The organism is Sporosarcina saromensis, assembly GCF_033253735.1.
Lineage (GTDB): Bacteria > Bacillota > Bacilli > Bacillales_A > Planococcaceae > Sporosarcina > Sporosarcina saromensis.
On the sequence record NZ_JAUBDI010000011.1, the window covers coordinates 98,491 to 121,004 of the forward strand.

Annotated in this window: 21 protein-coding genes; 6 read left to right on the forward strand and 15 right to left on the reverse strand. The window is 42.4% G+C overall.

Annotation, left to right across the window (positions count from 1 at the left end):
* Nucleotides 1–920: 920 nt before the first annotated feature.
* On the reverse strand, nucleotides 921–1,823 hold the full coding sequence (locus tag QT711_RS12350; protein WP_317944681.1) for a DMT family transporter: 903 nt from the start codon (nucleotides 1,821–1,823) through the stop codon (nucleotides 921–923).
* A 132-nt stretch (nucleotides 1,824–1,955) separates the two neighbouring features.
* Here QT711_RS12350 and QT711_RS12355 point away from each other — a divergent pair, with 132 nt between their 5' ends.
* Entirely contained in the window at nucleotides 1,956–3,602 is a 1,647-nt protein-coding gene (locus tag QT711_RS12355) for a sensor domain-containing protein (protein ID WP_317944683.1), read from the forward strand.
* Nucleotides 3,603–3,755: 153 nt separating this feature from the next.
* Here QT711_RS12355 and QT711_RS12360 read toward each other — a convergent pair whose 3' ends face one another.
* Both QT711_RS12360 and QT711_RS12365 read right to left on the reverse strand, forming a co-directional pair.
* Nucleotides 3,756–4,232 (reverse strand): threonine/serine exporter family protein, encoded by a 477-nt coding sequence (locus QT711_RS12360; RefSeq protein ID WP_317944685.1) that lies wholly within the window; start codon nucleotides 4,230–4,232, stop codon nucleotides 3,756–3,758.
* Nucleotides 4,233–4,247: 15 nt separating this feature from the next.
* Nucleotides 4,248–4,994: a threonine/serine exporter family protein gene (locus QT711_RS12365; protein WP_317944687.1), complete on the reverse strand. Its 747-nt coding sequence runs from the start codon at nucleotides 4,992–4,994 to the stop codon at nucleotides 4,248–4,250.
* 441 nt (nucleotides 4,995–5,435) lie between these two features.
* On the opposite strand from QT711_RS12365, the gene QT711_RS12370 reads away from it, so the two are divergent.
* Nucleotides 5,436–5,795, forward strand: a complete 360-nt coding sequence (locus tag QT711_RS12370) for a RidA family protein (protein ID WP_317944727.1) — start codon at nucleotides 5,436–5,438, stop codon at nucleotides 5,793–5,795.
* Nucleotides 5,796–5,885: 90 nt separating this feature from the next.
* Here QT711_RS12370 and QT711_RS12375 read toward each other — a convergent pair whose 3' ends face one another.
* Nucleotides 5,886–8,054: a beta-propeller domain-containing protein gene (locus QT711_RS12375; protein ID WP_317944689.1), complete on the reverse strand. Its 2,169-nt coding sequence runs from the start codon at nucleotides 8,052–8,054 to the stop codon at nucleotides 5,886–5,888.
* A gap of 145 nt (nucleotides 8,055–8,199) precedes the next feature.
* Between QT711_RS12375 and QT711_RS12380 the strand changes: the two genes are divergently transcribed.
* Nucleotides 8,200–9,513 carry a short-chain fatty acid transporter gene (locus tag QT711_RS12380; protein ID WP_317944691.1) on the forward strand — a complete coding sequence of 438 codons (1,314 nt, stop codon included), beginning with the start codon at nucleotides 8,200–8,202 and terminating at the stop codon, nucleotides 9,511–9,513.
* Nucleotides 9,514–9,640: 127 nt separating this feature from the next.
* The gene (locus tag QT711_RS12385) at nucleotides 9,641–10,072 is read left to right on the forward strand and encodes a DUF3139 domain-containing protein (protein WP_317944693.1); all 432 of its coding nucleotides are present in this window, start codon (nucleotides 9,641–9,643) and stop codon (nucleotides 10,070–10,072) included.
* 67 nt (nucleotides 10,073–10,139) lie between these two features.
* Here the strand turns inward: QT711_RS12385 and QT711_RS12390 are convergent, their stop codons facing one another.
* Nucleotides 10,140–10,745: a pyroglutamyl-peptidase I gene (locus tag QT711_RS12390; RefSeq protein WP_317944695.1), complete on the reverse strand. Its 606-nt coding sequence runs from the start codon at nucleotides 10,743–10,745 to the stop codon at nucleotides 10,140–10,142.
* Nucleotides 10,746–10,889: 144 nt separating this feature from the next.
* Between QT711_RS12390 and QT711_RS12395 the strand changes: the two genes are divergently transcribed.
* The gene (locus QT711_RS12395; RefSeq protein WP_317944697.1) at nucleotides 10,890–11,768 is read left to right on the forward strand and encodes an SDR family oxidoreductase; all 879 of its coding nucleotides are present in this window, start codon (nucleotides 10,890–10,892) and stop codon (nucleotides 11,766–11,768) included.
* A 229-nt stretch (nucleotides 11,769–11,997) separates the two neighbouring features.
* On the opposite strand, the gene QT711_RS12400 is transcribed toward QT711_RS12395, so the two are convergent.
* The 5 genes from QT711_RS12400 to QT711_RS12420 form a co-directional block, all read right to left on the reverse strand.
* Nucleotides 11,998–14,199, reverse strand: coding sequence for a YhgE/Pip domain-containing protein (locus QT711_RS12400; protein ID WP_317944698.1), 2,202 nt, complete (start codon nucleotides 14,197–14,199; stop codon nucleotides 11,998–12,000).
* Nucleotides 14,200–14,269: 70 nt separating this feature from the next.
* Complete coding sequence (locus QT711_RS12405) at nucleotides 14,270–14,839, reverse strand: TetR/AcrR family transcriptional regulator (RefSeq protein WP_317944699.1); 570 nt, start codon at nucleotides 14,837–14,839, stop codon at nucleotides 14,270–14,272.
* A gap of 135 nt (nucleotides 14,840–14,974) precedes the next feature.
* Nucleotides 14,975–15,643, reverse strand: a complete 669-nt coding sequence (locus QT711_RS12410; protein ID WP_317944701.1) for a PadR family transcriptional regulator — start codon at nucleotides 15,641–15,643, stop codon at nucleotides 14,975–14,977.
* A gap of 16 nt (nucleotides 15,644–15,659) precedes the next feature.
* The gene (locus QT711_RS12415) at nucleotides 15,660–16,871 is read right to left on the reverse strand and encodes an MFS transporter (RefSeq protein WP_317944703.1); all 1,212 of its coding nucleotides are present in this window, start codon (nucleotides 16,869–16,871) and stop codon (nucleotides 15,660–15,662) included.
* A 420-nt stretch (nucleotides 16,872–17,291) separates the two neighbouring features.
* Nucleotides 17,292–17,402, reverse strand: coding sequence for a putative holin-like toxin (locus tag QT711_RS12420; protein WP_317944705.1), 111 nt, complete (start codon nucleotides 17,400–17,402; stop codon nucleotides 17,292–17,294).
* Between the two features lie 207 nt (nucleotides 17,403–17,609).
* Here QT711_RS12420 and QT711_RS12425 point away from each other — a divergent pair, with 207 nt between their 5' ends.
* Nucleotides 17,610–18,131 carry a DUF5412 family protein gene (locus QT711_RS12425; protein ID WP_317944707.1) on the forward strand — a complete coding sequence of 174 codons (522 nt, stop codon included), beginning with the start codon at nucleotides 17,610–17,612 and terminating at the stop codon, nucleotides 18,129–18,131.
* 288 nt (nucleotides 18,132–18,419) lie between these two features.
* On the opposite strand, the gene QT711_RS12430 is transcribed toward QT711_RS12425, so the two are convergent.
* From QT711_RS12430 to QT711_RS12450, 5 genes are all read right to left on the reverse strand, one after another.
* Nucleotides 18,420–18,704 carry a hypothetical protein gene (locus QT711_RS12430; protein ID WP_317944709.1) on the reverse strand — a complete coding sequence of 95 codons (285 nt, stop codon included), beginning with the start codon at nucleotides 18,702–18,704 and terminating at the stop codon, nucleotides 18,420–18,422.
* 1 nt (nucleotide 18,705) lies between these two features.
* The gene (locus QT711_RS12435) at nucleotides 18,706–19,092 is read right to left on the reverse strand and encodes an SHOCT-like domain-containing protein (protein WP_317944711.1); all 387 of its coding nucleotides are present in this window, start codon (nucleotides 19,090–19,092) and stop codon (nucleotides 18,706–18,708) included.
* A gap of 12 nt (nucleotides 19,093–19,104) precedes the next feature.
* The gene (locus tag QT711_RS12440) at nucleotides 19,105–19,470 is read right to left on the reverse strand and encodes a DUF2089 domain-containing protein (RefSeq protein WP_317944729.1); all 366 of its coding nucleotides are present in this window, start codon (nucleotides 19,468–19,470) and stop codon (nucleotides 19,105–19,107) included.
* 198 nt (nucleotides 19,471–19,668) lie between these two features.
* Complete coding sequence (locus QT711_RS12445) at nucleotides 19,669–20,829, reverse strand: aminotransferase class I/II-fold pyridoxal phosphate-dependent enzyme (RefSeq protein WP_317944712.1); 1,161 nt, start codon at nucleotides 20,827–20,829, stop codon at nucleotides 19,669–19,671.
* 419 nt (nucleotides 20,830–21,248) lie between these two features.
* Complete coding sequence (locus QT711_RS12450) at nucleotides 21,249–22,493, reverse strand: serpin family protein (protein WP_317944713.1); 1,245 nt, start codon at nucleotides 22,491–22,493, stop codon at nucleotides 21,249–21,251.
* Nucleotides 22,494–22,514: the final 21 nt, after the last annotated feature.

Sequence of the window (22,514 nt, forward strand, 5' to 3'; positions counted from 1 at the left end):
CGGGCATATAGAGCATTTCTATTTGACCGCTAGGCGCAGATTGCGCGGGTGACGGGCAATTAGACGGGGTCTCTTTGACCGCAGGAGCCGATTTTCTCCTCTGGCAGGCATATAGAGCATTTCTATTTGACCGCCAGGCGCCGGTTTCGAGGGTGACGGGCAATTAGACGGGGTCTATTTGACTGAGGGCGCCGATTTTCTCCTCTGGCAGGCATATAGAGCATTTCTATTTGACCGCCAGGCGCCGGTTTCGAGGGTGACGGGCAATAATTATGCTAAAACTATGTTTAATGACACGCTAGATTCATTTTTCATGCCTACCGCGTCATTAAATCACTCTTTATTACGCGCAAGCTTCATTTTTCATTCCTACCGCGTCATTAAAACACTCTTTATGACGCACAACCTCCAAATTTCCTCCCTATCGCGTCATTAAAACACTCTTTATGACACGCTAGCTTCAATTTTCATTCCTATCGCGTCATTAAACCACTCTTTATGACGCACTAGCTTCAATTTTCATGCCTATCGTGTCATTAAATCACTCTTTATGACACGCAAGATTCATTTTTCTTGCCTATCGCGTCATTAAACCACTCTTTATGACGCGCTAGCTTCAATTTTCATGCCTATCGTGTCATTAAATCACTCTTTATGACACGCAAGATTCAATTCTCATGCCTACCGCGTCATTAAACCACTCTTTATGACGCGCAAGATTCAATTCTCTTGCCTACCGCGTCATTAAAACACTCTTTATGACGCGATAACTACAAATCCCCTCCCTATCGCGTCAATAAAACATTCTACTTGAAACCACGCCTCATTAACCCCACACAAACAAAAAATAAAAAGTGAAATCAGGCCGCCCCGATCTCACTTTTTCTCGCTCTGCAAATCACTATTCTCGTAACCAACCGCTATTCTTTTTTCACTTTACTACCCGCGACAGACAGACCCGTCACACCTAGTAGCATGATTAGCCCGCCGACAATTTGCCAAAAGCCTAATACGCTTCCGAACCAGATGACCGAGATAATCATCGCTGTCAGCGGTTCAAAACTGGATAAAATACTTGTTTCAACAGGTGAAATGTATTTCATGCTCCCTAAGAAGAGTAGGAATGCGACCGTTCCGATTACGATGACGAGGAATAAAACAAAAGTTGTATTCCATTCTGTCAATGCACCGATTTCCTTGCCGACTCTTCCGATATTTACAATAAGAAGCGTGACGCCACCAATGAGCATCCCCCATCCGACTGCCAGGAGGACGCCCCATTCATTCATCAGGCGCACGGGGTATAGTGTGTAAAAGGCAAATGCAAAACCAACGGCCACTCCCCAGAAAACTGCTTCCTTACTAAGCGCAAAGCCTGATAATGTGCCGTTCGTTAATAGAAGGAAGAGGCCGCCCATTGTAACAATCATGCCAATGATTTGCGCTGCTGGAGGCGTCGCTTTCTGTCTCATGGATACGAATAAGATAATATAAATTGGCGCTAAAAATTGAAAAAGTGTAGCGATGACGGCATTACTTGAATCAATCGATCCTGCAAAAGTAAATTGGACGCCAAGCATTCCAAAGACGCCAAAGAGGATCATTTGACGCAACCACACTTTATAACGAAGGGGCTTTAATACTTTTACGCCTTTTATTTTCAAAATGAGTAAAACGACCGCTCCTGCCAATACTAAACGGACGATCAGCATGAAAGATACGGACATAGTGCTTGTGTTCAATATCCATTCCATCATAGGTCCTGTGGCACCCCACATCATCGCACCAATGATAATCATGAAAATCCCTTTAGCTCTTTCCATGACGCTACACCACCTTTATATGATTTTGGTCTTAGTCTAAGATGTGCTAATATCTTCATAAAAGATGTACTGTTTATTTATCAATCTTCCTATATAATAAAGTACATATAACATCCGAAAGGAGACAGATAGATGGATTCGGCTACTTTAATCGAAAAAACCGAATTACCGTATATCATGGACAGTCTCGTGCAATTCTTTATGGTAACACGTACGGATGGTGAAGGACTAATTACTTATACAAATCAAAACTTCTTGGTTACAAGTAACTGGACACCTAAACGTATAATCGGAAAATCCTTTTGGCAAATGTTTTCCGAAGATGAAGAAAAACAAGCGCAGGCGCATGCAATATGGAACTTTATCACCAACGGCAAGCCGTGGTTTGGTACTGCAGAAAAAACAAGTCGAAACGGTGAGCCTTATTTCGTAAAGATGATGGCAATCCCAACAATGAACGAGGAAGGTTCCCTCGAATCAGCTATGTTTTTAGAGCTCGATATTACAGCGGACGTTGAGTTGCAAGAAAAACTCGAACAAATCGCATTCATCGACTTTGAAACTGGACTGATGAGCCGTCACAAGTTAGAAACGATGGTAAACGAAAACATTGCTGAAAACAAGCATTTTTCATTCGTTTACATTGCAATCGATCACTATTATACACTGAAAGATTTGCAATCCTATGATTCAGAATCTATTTTCATTCAGGAATTTACGAATCGTCTCAAACGATTTTTCCAAGGAGATCCGATTGCTCGCATTGGCGTCGGGCAATTTGTTGTGCTTACATCATTCGGTGAATGGTTTGTACAAGGCTTCTTGCCATTTTTGAAAGAGCAACCCATCTACATCAATCATCAGTCATTGCCGTTATCAATCAGCGGTGGAATTGTGCGTTATCCAGAGGACCAACAATCCTATACACACCTTATTAAAGCAGCATTGGCAACGACAAAAACGATCCGCGAGCAAGGAGGCGGACGCATTTCTTCATTATCTGTCGAATCACACAAAGATTTAAATCGTCGTTCGATTATTGATAAAAAAATGCTAACCGCACTAGATCATCGCAATTTGCAAGTCGTGTATCAACCACAATTGGATATCGCCACCGGAAAAGTACATGTGTATGAAGCACTCGTCAGATGGGAAGACGAGGAACTTGGTCAAATCTCTCCGGATGAGTTAATTCCAATCGCGGAAGAAAACGGTTTGATCCATGCCATTGGTGCGTACGTCATCGAAGAAGCTGCAAATCTGGCAGTGAAATTGACGACCGAGAAACCGGATATTAGCATCTCTGTCAACACATCTGTGCGTGAATTCAGCAACTCTTCGCAAATGCGAGAGAAGCTTTCTACAATTCTTGAACAAACGATGTGTCCACCAGAGAAAATTCAGCTGGAGATCACGGAAAAATTTGCATTTCAGGCTGAACAAGAAAAAGCGATTGTCAATGAGATGAAAGCGCTTCAAGAAACTGGAATCCAATTCATCCTTGATGACTTTGGAACAGGATACGCTTCGTTCCGCTACATGCAAAACTTGCCGATTTCCAAAGTGAAAATTGATAAGATCTTTATTCAATCGTTAACGACGATGCCAAAAACGCGACAACTCGTTGAAGGCATGATTTTATTCGGTAAATCGATGGGCTTATATGTCATTGCAGAAGGTGTTGAAACCGAAGAACAGTTTGAAACGTTGAAAGAAATGGGCGTCGATGCAGTACAAGGCTATTACATCGGTGTCCCAATGAAGGAAACTGACATCTAATCGTAAAACGGAGCATCTCAATTCGTTGAGGCGCTCCGTTTTTAATGTACACTAAACAGCTTGTAAATTTTTAAAGATCACGAGCATGAGTAAGAAAATCAATACACCAACGAGCATATAGCCATATTTTTTGTTCAACTTGCTCTCCCCCTTCTACACCGGTCGATTGTCATTGAACAGCTGCTGTGCTTGTTTTTTCTTGAATCGCGACCGGAAGAGTAGTTGTATAAATACTTCCGCAAAAACAAGTCCCATCGCAATGGCCCCCGATACCATGAAGGCTTTCACCGCAAAGGAAATGGCCGTCAAATTATCATTTTCCACAAAGTGACGCATTGCATTATACGCGGTTCCTCCTGGCACAAGGGGAATAATGCCGGCGACACTAAATATGATCATCGGCGTTTTAAAGCGCTTCGCAAACATGTGAGCGAATAACGCGACTGCAAAAGCACCGAGGAAAGAAGCTTGCACGGCATCCCCCGAATAAAATTCAAACAAACTGTAAATCATCCAGCCTGCCATGCCGACAAATCCACAATAAAACAGCATTTTACGTGGCGCATTAAAAATAACACCGAACCCTACCGCGGCGAGAAAACTGAGTACGGCTTGCACAATCCAATCCATTTCGTGTCACTCCTTTCAAAACGACAAGACGAGTGCAACACCCGCTCCAATGGCAAATGCGGTCAGAAACGCTTCCGCTCCTTTTGATAAACCAGACATAAAGTGTCCTGCCATTAAGTCCCGCACCGCATTTGTAATGAGCAAACCCGGTACAAGTGGCATGACGCCTCCAATGATAATTTTGTCCAGTTCGGTTCCTAAGTCCAGGCGCACTGCAAGGAAAGCAACAAGCGCTACGCTTAACGCGGCGAGAAATTCAGCGAAAAACTTCACTTTCGTCAATTCATGAAGTACTGTAAGGACAAGAAAACCAGCCCCTCCTGCCGCCACTGCAGCAACAACATCAGACCAATAGCCCCCGTACAACAGTAGAAAGCAACCACTCGCTACACTTGCTGCTACGAGCTGCAGCCCTATCGGAAACATAACATTTGCGCGTTGTATGTCCTGCAAACGCGCATAAGCTTCTGCTACAGTATAATCACCAGCAGATAATTTTCGAGACACGTCATTGACGAGTGCAATTTTTTCAAGATCCGTTGATCGGTTTTTGATGCGTACCAATTTTGTATGATGAGGACTACCTGGCGATAGGAGAATGCCCGTTGGCGTCACAAAACTTTCTACCGCAGACAGCTCCTGTGTCCGAGCCATCCGCTCCATTGTATCTTCCACTCGATACGTCTCCGCACCTGCTTCCATCATAAGGCGTCCCGCAAGCAAACAACAGTCAATCGCCAACTCTTTGTCAGTCACCTTCATGTCCCCACCTCCATCCGCTTTTCCTTCATTTTAGAGGACACAGTTTGAAAAAACAATTTGTAGGAAGATGATAAGGTGCTGCATTTACCTCACTTAATTTACACACATTTCGTATTTGTAGAAATAAGGCAAGAAGTTTAGTAACATGTTACTAAAGAAAGTTTTATAGCTTTCAACATTTTTCTACTTATAAAACTTGAAATCATGACATAAATTCTACTTTCATTTCATTCAACAGGAAGGAGTGTCCAACAATGAAGAAAAAAATACTGATGTATTTATCATGTGGATACGGATACTCCACTGCTGTTTTTTTCTAGATTGACCTACAAAGGGTGAAGTGTGTCTAATTGTAGGCTGTCTTGAAGTACAGCAGAATAAAATTGAATGGAATGATTAATTTTGGAGAGCACTAAAATTACAAGAAAAAACCCGTCAAGCATGCCAGCACCCGTCGGGAATTATGCACATATTACTAAAACTCCTAGGAATGCAGAGTTGTATGTGACATCTGGTCAAGTGGGGATAGATGGAAATGGCCAATTCCCACAAAGTTTAAATGACCAAGTGCAAAACACATTCACCAATATTATGGCAGTGTTGGTATCCGAAGAATTACTTGCTGAAAACATTATAAAAGTCAACATATGGGCAACCGAAGAAATTGATTGGAATTTCTTTGATGAACAATGGGAGCAATTATTTCATAAGGACTATCCCTCTATGACCGTTGGGTATGTAGATAAATTAGGCTTACCTGAAATAAAAATTGAAATAGAAATCTGGGCAGCCAAAGTTTAAAACACACACACTTCATTCAAAAGACCATGGAATCTATTGCGATTGCATGGTCTTCTATCTACTTAAGCTAAGCATATTGAGAGTAGGGTTTTACCTCTGTTTCGTCTGCAGCTTACTAATCTCCTCAAAATCTTTCAGGTCATAACTAATGATTTCCTCTCTCGCGACTGTAAACAAATTGTCTCCGCTATAGATAATGCGCTCGATTTGCTTTTCCCATTCTTCATATTGTTGGCCTTTCGCTAAACCTTTCACCAAATCCCCTTTTAACACAATGCCTTTCTCAGGTGTAATTTCGTAAATGAGCGCCCCTGAGCCTTTATAGTCCAACTCAAATTCTTTCGATGTTTCTTCATAGACGCTTACCGGGAAGCCGTACAAGTTCCGATTTTTGTGTTGGAACAAAGCTTTATGGTCATATTGGATCGGAGAATACGTGCCTTGCCCTCCGATGATTTCTGTGAACTTCTCTTTTGGATTATGGAAATCAGACACATCGAACAAGGAAATCTTCATACCTTTTGTAATAATCAACGGTTCGCCACCAGACGGATTCTTTTTGGCAACGGTGTCGTATCCGAAGCCGATCAGATGGTTTTCATCGAGTGGATGCAAGTAGTTCGAGAAGCCTGGGATCTTTAATTCGCCTAATACTTCTGGCTTGGATGGATTCGCGACATCGATAACGAAGAGTGGATCTGTTTCCCTGAACGTTACCATGTATGCTTTATCCCCCATGAAACGCGCGGAGTAGATGCGTTCTCCTTTCGCAAGGCCTTCAACGGAACCGGTCAGTTCCATGCTTTCATCGAGAATATACAAATGGTTTTTTGATGGATTACTGTCATCCCACATATTTCCTTCCGTCATGACGACCCGGAAATGCCCTTCGTGTTCATCCATGGAAAATTGGTTCAAGATTCTACCTTTCAACGCAGCATGACTAAAATAGTCCACTTTTGTGCCGTTCAGCTTGAACTTAAAGAATTCTGTTTGGACGTTGGCAGGATTCCAAATTGTCGTCCTTGACGCCTTATTGGACTGCTCCACGTCATAAGTGGTAGCTGTTAAGTAAAGATGGTTCTTCGTCATATACAGTTGCTCGCTACTGCCGAGAAACCCTTTCGTCTCGAGCTGACTACTTTCCGGTGAAGATACATCAATGGCTGTAATGACGGAGTAGCTTGGTTCCGTAGCCCCGGGCAAAATCGATATATCGTCAAAGTTCATATAAGACGTATCCTCTTCGTTTGAGGAATCAAAAACTTTCGGACGCAAAGCATCTTCTTCGAGTTCGTCCATCGCCCAGAAATGCGGATGGACATTCGTTACAACATACAACATATTCTCTGTTTTTCGTGCGCTGTTCAAGTAGCCTTCCGCCCCTACTTCACGAATGAATTCAGGTTGTTGTGGATTGCTTACATTATAGAAACGGACTGTAGTAAAACTAGTGGACGGTGCAAAATGCTTTGCCTGCGCTGCATCTCCAGTAATTACTTCGCTCTTACTACCGATGACAATGAGTACATCATCATGAAGAAATAGCTGTGATGGATAATAGTTCGTATCCATTTTAATTCGTGAAGCTATCTTCATACTTTGAGGATCTTGAATATCAAGGACTTCGACTGCATTTTCTCCGAATACAGAGTACACGAATCGCCCGTCTGTCTTGACAATATCCGACTCGTCGATCCCTTCCACTTGTACATTCGTTGTAGAATAATCGCCGTCACTCGCAACTTTGGAGGATTCCTTGGAGGATTCAGCGGAAGTATCACTCTCCATCGCACTTTCCTCAAACTCCATATCCGCTCGTATAAGAGTCATGTGATCTTTTGCCCGTTTGAAATAGGTCAATAAATCTTCGTTCGAACGAATTGATTCAATCTCGTCGTACACAGTAAATTCGAGGTTCTCGGTCTTCATCACTTTGTAGAAATTTCCGCTCACGGCTTTCTTGTTCATGTGTAACGTGTACGTACCCGGTTTTAAACCGCCTACTTGCAGTTTTTTATTCCCTGCAAGCAGTTCAAATTCAGGCTGCATCTTCTTCCCATGCTGATCCGTTACATAGAGATGCCCCGCTTCAACTGAGTCGCTCGCTAACGGTTCCGAAAAATACACTTGCCAACCGCTCTCCGTCAGTGCGGTTTCTGTCGCCAAGACGGTCACCTTCTCAATAAAAAATGCAAATGTCAGCGCCATTACGCCGATAACAGCTGATACGCCAAGCCAAATGACTGGTTTCCGCATTTGAAACACCCTTCCTTTTCTGTCCCTTTACAAGAGTAGACTGTTGTATTTAAATTTCGTTTCATTTTTCTAAAAAAAAACATATCTACTAACTGAGTTAAATATGATAGTCTTAAATCGAGGGAAATAGGAGGGAGAATTGGAAATGAAAACACTCACACGGTTTTCGAATACGATTATGGAACGTTATTTACCAGATCCGTACATATTCGTAGCGATTTTAACGGTCATCGTATTCGGACTAGGCATTGTATTTACTGACTCAGGACCACTAGACATGGTCGTCCACTGGGGAGATGGCTTCTGGGAATTGCTCGCATTTACGATGCAAATGGTCATTGTTCTCGTCGCGGGACATGTGTTAGCCAGTAGTCCTGTGTTTAAAAAACTATTAAGTTCGTTGGCTAGTTTGGCGAAATCCCCCGGTTCGGCAATTTTACTTGTCACCGTCGTATCGTTAATTGCTTGTTGGATTAACTGGGGCTTTGGACTTGTCATTGGTGCTTTATTCGCAAAAGAGATTGCACGAAAAGTGACCACGGTCGATTATCGACTACTAATTGCAAGCGCTTACTCTGGATTTATTATTTGGCATGGAGGCCTTGGTGGATCAATTCCGTTGACAATTGCAACAGCTGACCACAAATTTGAATCTACGATGGGTATCATCCCGACGTCAGAAACTATTTTCTCAACATATAACCTAGTCATCATAGCGATTTTATTCATTACAATACCGCTATTGAATCGTTTCATGATGCCTAAGCCGGCAGACACCGTATCGATTGATCCGAAGTTATTGGAAGAGAGAGTGGAAGTAGAACAGGAGCAGACCCTTACACCTGCTTCACGGCTTGAGAATAGCTTCATTCTTTCCATGCTTATAGGTGCTTTAGGTATTATCTATCTTGTACAGCACTTTATCGGCAAGGGCTTTGATTTAAACTTGAATATCGTCAATTTAATGTTCTTAATCCTAGGTATCATTTTCCACGGCACACCGAAACGTTTTCTAGCTGCAGTTGCTAATGCCGTGAAAACTGCTGGTGGCATCATTATACAATTTCCATTCTACGCAGGGATTATGGGCATGATGGTCATGTCAGGTCTTGCCGAAGTAATGTCCGAATGGTTCGTTAGTATTTCTACAGAAGCGACGTTCCCTGTGCTCACCTTTTTTGCTGCCGGGCTCGTTAACTTCTTTGTTCCGTCAGGCGGTGGACAATGGGCGGTGCAAGCACCGATCATGCTGGATGCTGCACAAACGCTTGGCGTGAGTTATTCCAAGACGGCGATGGCAATCGCTTGGGGAGATGCATGGACGAATATGATCCAACCTTTCTGGGCTTTACCAGCTCTTGCAATTGCAGGCTTGCGTGCAAAAGATATTATGGGCTATTGTGTGTTCGTGTTAGTGTTAAGTGGGATTGTTGTAAGTCTAGGACTGTTCTTCTTATAAGTTTTTGATCCGTAATCTCGCAGTTGAGGTTACGGATTTTTATGGTTTGTGTAGGGGGATTCTTTGACGAGTAAGCGACTTGTGGTAAAATATAGAAAATACAAGCATTTGTGTTTTCATTTGCTACGTGGAGGTGTTTGTCATTACGAATCGGTCAAAGAAAAAGCGGCTACCGATCATTATTGGGATTCTCGGATTGGTCGCATTTGTAGCAGCACCATTTATTACGATTTATTTTTTGAACAATGGTAATCCCTATCATAAATACCTCGTCAATAAATATATCCCTCAGCACTTGGAAGAGGCAGGGTATACGGATAGCGACATACAATGGCAAAGCTATGCTCAACCCAAACACACGATTTCAAAAGATGTCTATCACGGTCATTATGCAGTCACTTTTCACGACGAACCTGACCTGCAATATTATTATGGCGTAACGAAAAAAGGTAAGAACGTCGTACAGTTTTGCAGCAAACATCATGCAAGTGGCGAGTCCATTACGACGGAGACAAAACATAGCGAAAAGAATTGTATCGATCAGTTTAGCAATAGATAGCTTACGCGAATAAATCCGTGTAAAAAAAAACGCCAATCGTGCAGTGATTGCACTTTGGCGTTTTGTTTTATTCACCTAAAACTTCAATACATGCAATGATGCCACGCTTTAAATCCGCATGTGACCAACTCGGTACGCGGCCATGTTCGACGGCGAGTTCGTGCGAGGCTGGAATATGGATGAAACCTGCAAGCATTCCTCGTTGTTGAACGTGCGCATAGTGTAGCGCGCGGTACATGACGTTGTTGCACAAGTAAGCCCCAGCTGTATTGGAAATGGCTGCTGGCAACTCTTCTTGCTTCAAACGATCCACCATTTTTCGAATTGGCATATTCGTAAAATACCCATCCGCACCATCTTCCATAATCGGCTCGTCAACAGGCACATGTCCACTATTGTCTGCCGGCCCATCATTCACATTAATTGCAATACGCTCTGGTGTTATTTTGAATCTCCCACCAGATAATCCTAATGACAGAACAGCATCCGGTTTTACTTCTTCGATATGCTCCACAAGTCGGTCGCCCGACACACTGAACTCCACCGGCAAAATCTCGCTATGGATGCGGTATCCGCCAATCTCCATTCCATGCAGTTCCTGTGCAATCTTCATAGTCGGATTCACAGGATACTTCAAAAACGGTTCAAATCCTGTCAGTAATAATGTCTTCACAATCATCAACCCCCTCCGATTCATTATAACGGATTTACAGCATGCACTTGTCACTTCACATTCTTTTCCCTAAATTCGTGAACGTTTACGAACAATTTCAGAGGGAATACTTGAAGCAGACATTATTCAAGGAGGAGACTTTCGATGAATAATAAATATGAAAAAACAGATGAACAAGTTACACCACAGACGCAACAACACCAACCAGGCATTGAAGCAGAAATGGATCCTGCTCCGATTTATGACGATGAAAATTACAAAGGCTCAGGAAAATTGAAAGGGAAGAACGCATTAATTACTGGTGGAGATAGCGGGATTGGACGAGCAGTAGCGGTCGCTTTCGCAAAAGAAGGTGCAAACGTCGCCATTGCGTACTTGGATGAGGAAGAAGATGTCGATGCGAATAAAACCGTGGAGCTCATTGAAAAATATGGTGGCAAAGCTAAAAAGTTTCGGATTGATATTAGTGAAGAAGAAAATTGTGAGTCGTTAATCGACGACGTGGTACGCGAATTTGGAAGTTTGAACATATTAGTTAATAACGCTGGGAAGCAATTCCCTCAAGACGACATTGCGAACATCTCGAGCGACCAACTGCGCGAAACATTCGATACAAACTTCTTCGGCTTATTTTATTTGTCAAAAGCTGCATTGGCACATATGCAAAAAGGCGATACGATTATCAATACGTCATCCGTCACCGCGTACAACGGCTCGCCAGGCTTAATCGATTACTCGGCAACTAAAGGGGCCATTACCACTTTTACACGCTCACTTGCATTAAACTTAGCCGACAAAGGCATCCGCGTAAACGCAGTGGCACCGGGACCTATTTGGACACCACTCATTCCTGCTACATTTGACGCAAAGCAAGTGGAGCAGCACGGCGCGGATACCCCGGTCAAACGTCGAGGACAGCCAGCCGAAAACGCACCGGCTTATGTATTTCTTGCATCAACTGACTCCAGTTATATGACAGGTCAAACGATTCATGTGGACGGCGGCGATTTTGTCGGATCTTAAAGTGGTTGAATATTTGAGTAGAGCGGTTCGGGTAAGCGAGCCGCTCTTTTTTTCGCGTGGATTTCGCTTGGTTGAGCGCGGGACTCGCTAGCTTGAGCGCGGAGCACTTCACTTTAGACGCGGAGCAACACCTACTCCCAATACGCGGACCGTTCAATCTCTCTCCACGCACCATCCTAACGCGATTCAAAAAAGCGATCCTCCGAACTTATCCGGGGATCGCTTTTGCTTATGCTTCTACCGTTTCTCTGGAATACCGTTTTTTGAACAACAGCGCGAAATAGCCAAATGTTAACGCAAGGCATGCGACCATGAAGCCGATCATAATGCCGTTGCTGTTCCATAAATGTGTGAAATCGCCTGTTGAAATCGCTGCTTTGAACGCTTGAACCGAATACGTCATCGGCAAGATCGTATTAAACACTTGCAGCGGTTCAGGAATTAATTCCAATGGGAACGTTCCTGCACTTGTCGTTAATTGCAAGATCAATACGATGATCGCCATAAAGCGGCCCGGGTCACCAAAGATCGATACGAACATTTGGACGATCGCGATGAACGTATAGCTCGTAATGATTGCCGTCAAGATGAACAACGGTGTGCTGACAGTTTCCATCCCGAGTCCGTATTTAATGATGACAACCGCAACAAGCGCTTGTATCAAACCGACGACTGCTAACACGGATACTTTACTTGCCAACCATCTGAATGCGCCAGTCGGATGAATGGCCGGTTCGACGAGCGGGAAGACGATCGATAATAACAACGCACCTACGAATAAACCGAGTGACAAGAAGTACGGTGCAAAACCGGTACCGTAGTTTGGCACTTCGTTTATCCCCTCTTTGTCGACATCGACTGGAGCGGCTGCCATGTCGTACGTTTTTTCATTCGGATTCACTTCACTCGCAGTTTCGTTCGCTTCTTTTAATTTCTCCTGCAAAGTGAGCGTCCCTTCGTCCAACTCTTTCATGCCATCTGTCAACGTTGTTGATCCATCGGCGAGCTCCTTAGACTTCGTAGCAAGTGTGCCTGTTCCCTCTTTCAACGAACCTGTTCCTGCATTTAATTCATTTAATCCAGCAACAAGACTGGATGATCCAGCTTGCGCCTTATCTGCACCATCCGCAAGCTGTGCAAGACCTTGCGCCAAAGCGGTGTTTCCTGTTGCAAGTTTTTCCGAACCATTTACCAATTGGCTAGATGATTCATCCAGTTGATTGATTCCTGCAAGTGCTTGCCCATGTGCGCCACTCAACTGTCCAGCTGCGTCACGCAATTGTGTCGTTCCTTCATGAAGCGCCGCCGTTCCTGCTGATAGCTCTTGCATGCCGCCTGTCAATTCCGCACTGCCTTGTTGCAATTGAGCAAGTGCATTTTTGAGCGCCGCCTGCTGTTCCTCAGGGAGTGAAGCGAGCACGGGGCTTAATTGATCAGACAAGTTCGTAATGCCCGTTTGGACATTTTTAGAGCCGGCTGTTAGTTTTTGTGCCGCCCCGTTTAACGTACCTGTCTTCTCGTCAACCGTCGCAACCGCTTGGCCAAACTCTTGCTCTTTTTGACCGATTTGTGCATAACTGTCCTTTAATTTTGCAACTGCAGCTGTATAATTTGTAATGCCGTTCTGCAAATCAGTTGCTCCGCCAGAAGCTTGTTGAGCACCTGCCTCCAGCTCTTTCGCACCAGCAGCTAATGTGCCAATCCCTTGATTCAATTCAGTTGCGCCTTTAGCAGCGTCTGCAGTTCCTTTTGCTAATCGATCAGAACCGTCCTTCAACGTCACTGTACTCGACGCTAATGTTTCCAAGTATCCTTTCAAATCGTTGGCACCATCCGCAAGCTTGCTCGCCCCATCATGCAACGCACCTGCACCGTCCGCGGCTTCGCCAAAACCGTCACCCATTGTTGCGATCGAGTCAAACAACTGCTCAGCGTACGTCGAAGCAACTTTCTCGTTCACCTCAGCCCGAATGCGATCCATCGCCGTCTCACCGATTTGAGCGGAAAGGAAATTATACCCCTCATTCGGTTTGTAAATGATCGTTAGCTTCTCAGGATTTTCATCCAACAACGTTGTTGCATGCTCCGAGAAGTTCTCCGGTATTTCAATCGCGATATAGTATTCTTGCCCTTTCAAGCCTTCTTCCGCATCCATTTTGGATACAACTTGGAAGTTGAAATTCTTACTCTCCATCAGTTTATCCACAAGCTCGTCACCGATCGCAAGCTGTTTGCCTTCCAACTCAGCACCTTCATCCGAATTGACGACCGCCACAGGCAATGCATCCATATTCGCATACGGATCCCAAAACGCCCATAAGAACATACCTGCATATAAAACAGGGATAAATAGAATTGCAATTAGTGGTACGAGCATTTTTCTCGTCCGAAACAACTGCTTCCATTCAGCACCTATCATTGATTTTTTCATTTACAATTCCTCCATTTAATACGAATTGACCAAAATGCTCAATTGGTCATTTTAGAATAAAAAAAGAGTCTCAAGCTAAGAGACATTTAAAAATTGTACCACTTAATAAGCCCGCAATCCGTTCTTCCGTCAATTCCTCGTCATGCGTTTTTCCCCAGTCGACGACTAACGCCATATACGATTTAAAGAGAAGATAAGCAACGAGTTCGCTATCACAAGGTTTTAATTCACCTTTATGGATGGCCCGTTCGATTTTCGCTTGGATGGTGGAGACGATTTCACTTTCTATGTTCGCTAATACTTCTATGACCGCAGGCGTACGAAGCTCTTTTTCTTCTTCAATCAGCTTTGCATACAATTGATGCGTCTTCCTGAATGTTAAGATTTGCATGAGACGTGCATGTGCATTTTGTGCAAACGGCGCGCCTTCAACTGTTACAGCATCTGTAGAAGCTTGCATCTCAGCAATCATTTTCAACACAATCGCATTGAACAATTCTTCTTTATTTGAAAAGAACGTGTAAATGGTTCCCTTGCCTACATTCGCGATTTTCGCCACCTGGTCCATCGTCGTCGCCTTATACCCAAACAAGGAAAATGATTTAGCGGCTGCTTCCATAATTTCTTGTCTACGATTCACTTCCTCACCTCTTCTACCGTTATGACTAAAATACGTTTTCGGTCATCTAGTCATTATCATACGCCCTTGCGTTAATCTTTGCAAGTGTTTTTCTTAACTAACGACACTTTGACGGCTAGTATGACTTGTGGATCATTACTCCGTATCCAAGTTCATCTTCTTAGAGTATCCTAGCTCGCTAAAGTAGTCTTCTACCAATCCTCTAGCAGCGTCAATCGGAATCATAGAATCAGTTGAGGTATCCACATCCCATAGTGACTTACAAGCTTCGACTAATTGGATGGTTTCCTCACACCATTTTATGTACTGCATTTCCTGCTCCAACCCTCTACGTAACACAGCAGAGGACACGAGAATCCTAGGTGTCATGATGTTTCGCTCTTTAATTGATTTCCATGCTTCTTTTACCGTACGCTGCATCTCGTCGAATCGTTTTTGCCGGACTCCTTGATAATATTTTAGTTGAAAGATGACCTCATCTGCAGAAATATTGTCCATGAAAAACACTTGCATTAAAAAAGAATCTTTCATTTTTGGAAGTTCAGGTGGTGACGCCACCCAGTTGGTGATTTCATTTATACCTTCATTGGATATGGAGTATACTTTTTTTTGCGGTTTCCCATCTTGCGAAACAAGCTTACTTGTAACAAGCCCTTCAACTTCCAGCTTATTTAGTTCAGGGTAAATTTGCGAAAGATGTGAGTGCCAAAAAATGCTCATGAAATCATCAAATTCCTTCTTTATATCATAGCCTGTAGCATCCCATTTACTTAACAAGCCTAAAATTGCATGTTTTAATGTCATTCGAATTTCATCCTTTCTATGATGTTGCACTTTTGGCGGCTCCCTTTCCTAATTGAGGAAAAACAAAGCATCCGATAATACCTAGCACGAACAATATGCCAGTCATCACTTGTATCGTATGAATTGTTTCAATTTCCCTTAGCAAAAGTCCTGTGATAACAATGCCAGGTAACGCTACAGAAGTAGTAATCATTTGATACAGACTGAAAGTGCGTGTGTAATAGTCATTATGGACTTCATCTTGTAAATAGGTGACAAGCGTCACATTAAATCCACCTAATGCAATACCTTGCAAAAAGAAAAACGGGAGGATCCATTGCCAATTTGTTATAAATAGCAGGCCACCAACACTGCTACCTAAAGCAAATAACGGTGGAATCAGCAGCCATTTTCTATCCAACTTCGGATAAAACTTGGGAGCCATGTATGCCCCAAGTAGGATACCCATGAGAGAAGCCGCCCCTATAAAACTCAGATTCTCCACTCCGACATGCAAAACATTTGTCAAAAAAGAGAGTAGCACTAGATCTACAGACGTCGCAACGAACATTGCTAGGGTCAAAAAGGTAAAAAGCGTTTTGAATGTAGAGTGGCTCCATACATAGAGTAACCCATCTTTTATCATTTGTAACTTTCCACGTCGAATGACTTGATTATTTTTACTATACGGTCGAACTGCACGGATAAAAAGAAGTGACAGTACGAGCAACCCTGCTGCAATGAAAAGCAAAACTGGGATAGGAAACAGCAATTTGATAAGCAAGGTCGTACTGATTTGACCAATAATCTTAGTTACTGTAAACCCCATTTGAAACAAACTGTTTGCCTTTGCCCGCTCCTCAGTACTCACAATACTGGGAAGTAAGGCTTGATTGGCAGGGATAAAGAACAGTTGTAAAGCGCTTAATAAAAATAATAGCAAATAAGCCCAATGGTATGGCGCAACGTACAGAATTATAGGAAAGATACAGAGTATAACGACCCGCAAGGCATCCGAAACAATCATTACCTTCTGAAGTGTTCGCCCTTCAATCCAACTTCCCACAGGAATTCCTAAAATAGCAAAAGGGATGTAGTAAGCAATGAAGAACAGTGTTAAAGAGTCAGAACTACCAGATTGCAACTCTATCCATTTTAACAAGGCATAGAAAATCATCGCATCTGCAAAGACACTTAAAAGTCTGCCGAAAAATAGGTTACGAAATGAGCTATTTGTTTTAATGAGCATCTTTTGGTCTCCTCTATCTAATTATTTCAAATAACCATATCAAACAAAATTTGATATGTAAATAATTATATATAAATATTTATATATTTAAAAGTTTGTTTGCTCATTTGTACAAGGGAGGAATTTCAGTAAAAAAGAGTGTAGACAAAGTCATCTTTGACTCTGTCTACACTCTGAAAGACTAATAAATTGTGGATGAAGGTTACCGAACAATCCTTAGGGTACACTACTTTTATCCACGGCATTTTATATGTGTATTCTGAACATAATTGTGCTAAACTAGGCATATACTAAAAAAGACCAGGTGCGCAAACACCTAGTCAATGCAGCTGACATCCGCATGAAGTGCGGTTGGCCAGGAAAAAGATTAAGGTGTTACAAGGAGTAACCACTCAGCTTCCTAGCAGTAGCGGAGGGTGGTTACTTTTTTCTGTTAATGAACAACGCAATAATCGCTACAACGGCTGTTACCGCTGCTGCGAGGAACAATCCAAATTGAAATAACATGTTCATTGCGTCATATGTCACCATGTAAACACCCCCTTTCTCAAGGGAGTGCCAAACCGCCCATCCGCTAATGTAGCTGCTTCTTCTATTCTACCATTACTATCAAGTGTTAACAGCAATGTCTTATAGATTTACTCTCTCTTTTCAAGAGCGTACTATTTTCCTATTCAACCATGAATGAATTAGCGCTTATACCTATTAAGAGATAACCTTAAGAGGGGGAAATTCGATTTGGGGAATAAATACAATTTATGGTCATTCATATTATGTTTTCTATTATTAGGGCTTTCCTTTCAAGCACTTTATGCATCTTACAATCGAACATGGCAATTGGCACCAGATGCATTGACTCTTTGGTTACTTTCCGTTTTTAATTTTATTATCGCCATTATAGGGTTTAAAGATAAAAGTAGTAAACGAGCAAAGTGGAGAAGTTGGTTAACGGTGATAATTACAGTTCCCCTTTCGATAGCTTTTTTATTAGGGGTGGCAGTAAATACAATGGCGAGAGAGCATATTGAAACAACACAATCTCCTGATAATGAAATTGTTATCGACTTTTATACCCTGAATGGTGGAGCAGCTACCTCGATTAGTGTAACAGGCGTTCTAAATGGACCTCTTTGGTTTAAAAAAAGAATTTATTACGAAGACCCTATGCACGAGGCTAATGTAGAATGGAAAAATAACTATATCGTCACCATTAATAACCACACTTTAAACTTAAAAAAGGGAGAAGTCTTCTTTGATTAATTTATTTATCACTTTATAAAACGCAAACGTTCCGAATGCAAGTTTTAAAAAACATTAAACGGTAATTTAAAAAGGATTTCAAGTTTTTTCTTTACGAATATTCGCTCTAAACATTCTATAAAAATGCTAAAAGTCGATCTATTAAATCTATACAAAAAGAAAAAAGATGCCTTAAGCATCTTCTCAACAATTACTATGTCTTTTCATGAAATATGGTTAAGCGCAAATTCATCGAAACACACGATTGTATTGACAGCTCCAATCCCCACATTTGAAAAATAAAACCAGTCATAATTTCAAAACAACTTCCGTGCCGTCGTTGGCCTTTACATCTACGAGAGTAAAACCTCTATGTTTTTTTAGTTCGTACACAATCGCTCGAAGCTCGTTTTTGTCTAACGGCGGAAGCACAAAAACGTTTGCATCTTCTTTTTTCTGTTCCTTAACGATTAACTCATTAATTTTCTGCTGTATTCTCGCAGACGAAAGGATCGTAATGCCAATCCGTAGAAATATATACGGTATTGGAATGAATAAACGTATTTTATCTGTCTTCAACTTAACTTTCATCATGTCATTCAATCACAATGGAAACAGTGTCTCCATCCGCTGCTTTCACATCGACAATAGGTCCATCCAATTCATTTTCAATTGCCTCAATGATAATATCTATGTCTAGATCCTTCACGTACTTCTCGGACTGCGGAATGTTCCCTGCAATATTATAGCCAGCTTTCAACAGGACTTTAATGAGTTTAATAGGCAAGTTGACGGAAACATTATCATTTTCAGCTGTAACAACACGGATTTTCAATACTTTGTCAGCGTATGCAACTGGTGTAGTCGAAGTCCCATTCCCCGAATCCCTCTTTTGCAAAACTTCAATTAGTTCCGATCCCTTCGCTGCATCGACTTTTCCTTCTTGCACCATCGTCAATACTTTTTCAATTTCTGTGTTCATCATGAATTCCCCCTATTCATTTTTCAACAGTGAAATGGCTTCTTCCGGCGTAATCTCTCCACTTGCCAACATGGCAATTACCTTCTTCTCATCGACATCGTTTTTCTTCTTCAGTTCATAGCCAAGTGAACTAACTACTTCATTGAGCTTCCCACGAACCGTCGGATAAGAAATACCTAACTCTTTTTCCACCTCTTTAATGTTTCCCCTACAAGCTAGGAATACTTCAACGAAGTGCAACTGATCACCCGATAATGCCGCTAGTTTTGATAACTCAAATTCATTTTCAATGCTTGTATGACACTTCGAACAATGGAGCTTTGTAATTTTTAACGTTTCACTACAGACAGGACAGTGGCTAATAACGGGAAATCCCATAATTTTCATCGTCCTCCTTTCTCTTGCATCCATCATATCCCAGATATTTTCTAAACACAAGCAATAATTTAAAATAATTAATATCAATGTTAATTATTTTAAACTACAGATAAACATATTCAATAATTTCATCTTACGAAATAAAAAATGTTAGCAAGGGAGATATCTATCTCATCCTTACTAACATTTCAATTACTATCATTTCAACAACCTTAATTGGTCAACCGCTTGGCTCAACGCTTGTTCGTTCTGCACGAGTGCCATTCGGACATACCCTTTCCCTTCAGAACCAAAAATACTTCCAGGTACCATGACGACACCGGCTTCATGAATTGCTTTAAATACAAATTCCACATCATCCATGTCGTATGGATACTTTGCCCAGACGAACATGCCGCCAGATGAAGGTGTTGCTGTCCAGCCGATTTTCGCTAATCCCTCCATGAGTACTTTATGGCGAAGGGAAAACTCTTTCCGCAACCGGTCCGTTATCTCTTCTCCATTATCAAGTGCCACAGCTGCCGCCTCTTGAATTGGACCGAATGTACCGTAATCCAAATTCGACTTGAGCTGTTTGATGAGTTGGATCATTTCCTCGTTCCCTGCAATATAAGCAATCCGCGCACCTGCGAGACTGAAGCTTTTGGATAGGGAATTGATCTCCATTCCAACTTCCATTGCGCCAGGTGTCGACAAGAAACTCATCGGTTGATCTCCAGTGAAATAGTATTCTGAATACGCAGCGTCATGCAAAATGATGACATTGTGTTTTTTTGCAAACTCAACAACTTCTTCAAAGAATTCTGGACTCGGCATGGCCGGCACCGGATTCCCCGGAAGGTTTAGGATCATGAGTTTCGCTTTCTCGGCAACCTCAGTTGGGACTGCTTTGAGATCTGGCAGAAAATCGTTCTCTGTTTTTAACGGCATATAGTAAGGTTCTGCACCTGCTAATTTAATACCTGCATCATACGCAACATAGGCAGGGTTTGTCGTTAAAACGATATCCCCTTCATCACAAAATGCGAAAGGAAGGTGGACCAATCCTTCTTGTGAGCCCATCGTTTGAAGTATCTCCGTTTCCGGATTTAATTGTACTCCTGAACGGCGTTTATAATAGTTTGCTACCGCTTCGTTAAACCGTTTTGTACCACCTAATGTGTATCCGTAAGAGGTTGCTAATGCACTTTGCTCAGATAGCACTTGTCTGATTTTTTCATCTGGTGGCAAATCCGGACTGCCTAGACTTAAATCGACAACGTTTGCACCCGTATTCTTCTTGGCAGTTGCTGCAGCTTTCAAGTCTCCAAAAATTGCTGGAGAAAAAATTGACATTTTCTTTGAGGGGATGATCTTCATACTGCAACACTCCTATTCATGGGCTTTTGACTTTATTTTAGCATAGGAGTGAAAAAGGATTTCATGAAAATCTAACCAATTTACAACAATTTTTGTGAATCAACTTAATCTTTAACACACGTTTTCGCTTACTTAAACCCCTAGCTTGTGAAGAGCTTCCTGCGCGACCACGCACCCTTCTACTCCAACCACCCGCGTCCAATCGTCGTATATCTCCAAAAATCGCGTCATACTTCTCCCATTCGCCGCATATCACTTCGAAACACCGCATACTTCTCCCGTTCGCCGCATATCACTCCGAAACACCGCATACTTCTCCCGTTCGCCGCATATCACTCCGAAACACCGCATACTTCTCCCGTTCGCCGCATATCACTCCGAAACACCGCATACTTCTCTAGAACGCCACATAAAACAAGTCACTTCGGATTCGTCACATCCCCCACAAACAGCGCAGCTCCCGTTTCCTCATCCTTAATCACCAAGAAAAACGGTCGATTTACTTCCATATAGAATGGATCTCCTGGTGGAGCAGATGTCACACCCATTTCTGTTCCAGTAACAGCCGCAGCTTCCGTTCCTTCTTCATTCACATCAAGATAGGTTTTCTGCTTCACCGAAGTGATTAACACGTTCCCATCCTCCACCATTTTAGTAAAATCAGCATCTTTCGTGAATGCTTGCTGCATACCGAGCGCATTTAACGCTTCATTCAGTCCTGCTTCATACTCTAACTTGAACTTCGGCAACAGCAGCGTGCCTTCCATTTCAGTGAAAGCAGTTTGCAGTAGCATTTCCCAGTTCTCAGTAGACAATTTCTCCTTGAATCCTTCTAAATTCGTATGCTCATTCGGAAGGACAACCGTCATACTCATTTCACCATTTGCGTACGGGAGTCGAACTGCTTGGAATTCATTGTTCGCCATATAGGCTAATTTTCTTTCCAGCTTCATGAATGGAGCGACTTTTTGATACCTCGAGTTCACATGAAACACACGCTCTTCCGTATCTTTTTTATCAAACGGATGCTTCCAATCGCCTTTAAAATAGATGGCGTTCAAAAGCATCGCGACGAGATTTTCATCAAGCGGACTTTCCACCATTTTATCGATTTTGTCATTCGTCGCTTTTTTGACCCAGTCATTAATTTTCTTTACAGAATCACTGCTGGCCACTTCAATCCGTTGCGTTTCTGCATTAAAATAATCCTTCGTCCGTTGCGCGAAGTCCTTTGTAAACGCATAGTCTTTATTCAACCAAATTGAATTGGCAATCCGTAACTGAATATCTTCGCTGTCTTTGTTTAACATGGTCAAGAGAGCGGCATTTGCTTTATTCAATTCCATTGCATCTATGCCTTCAGCTTGCATCGCTTTCGCCATTTCAACTTTCGTATCTCCATCCGCCCCGTTATAGACCATTGCTAATGCCATGAATAGACTTGTCGGAGAGAAAAAAACATTTCCATCATCATCGGTTTGAATTTCGTCTAATAGCTTATACGCTAAGTCATTATTCGGTGCGACAATTTTTTCGTAATCTGTCACCTCGTATTCCACCCCTTCCGAAATCACCAGATTGCCATTACTTGAACTTGTACCACAACCCGATATTGCGACCAACAAACCCGCTCCGACTAGCGTTGCTTTTAGTTTCTTCTTCATATCCATCACCATCCTCATGCT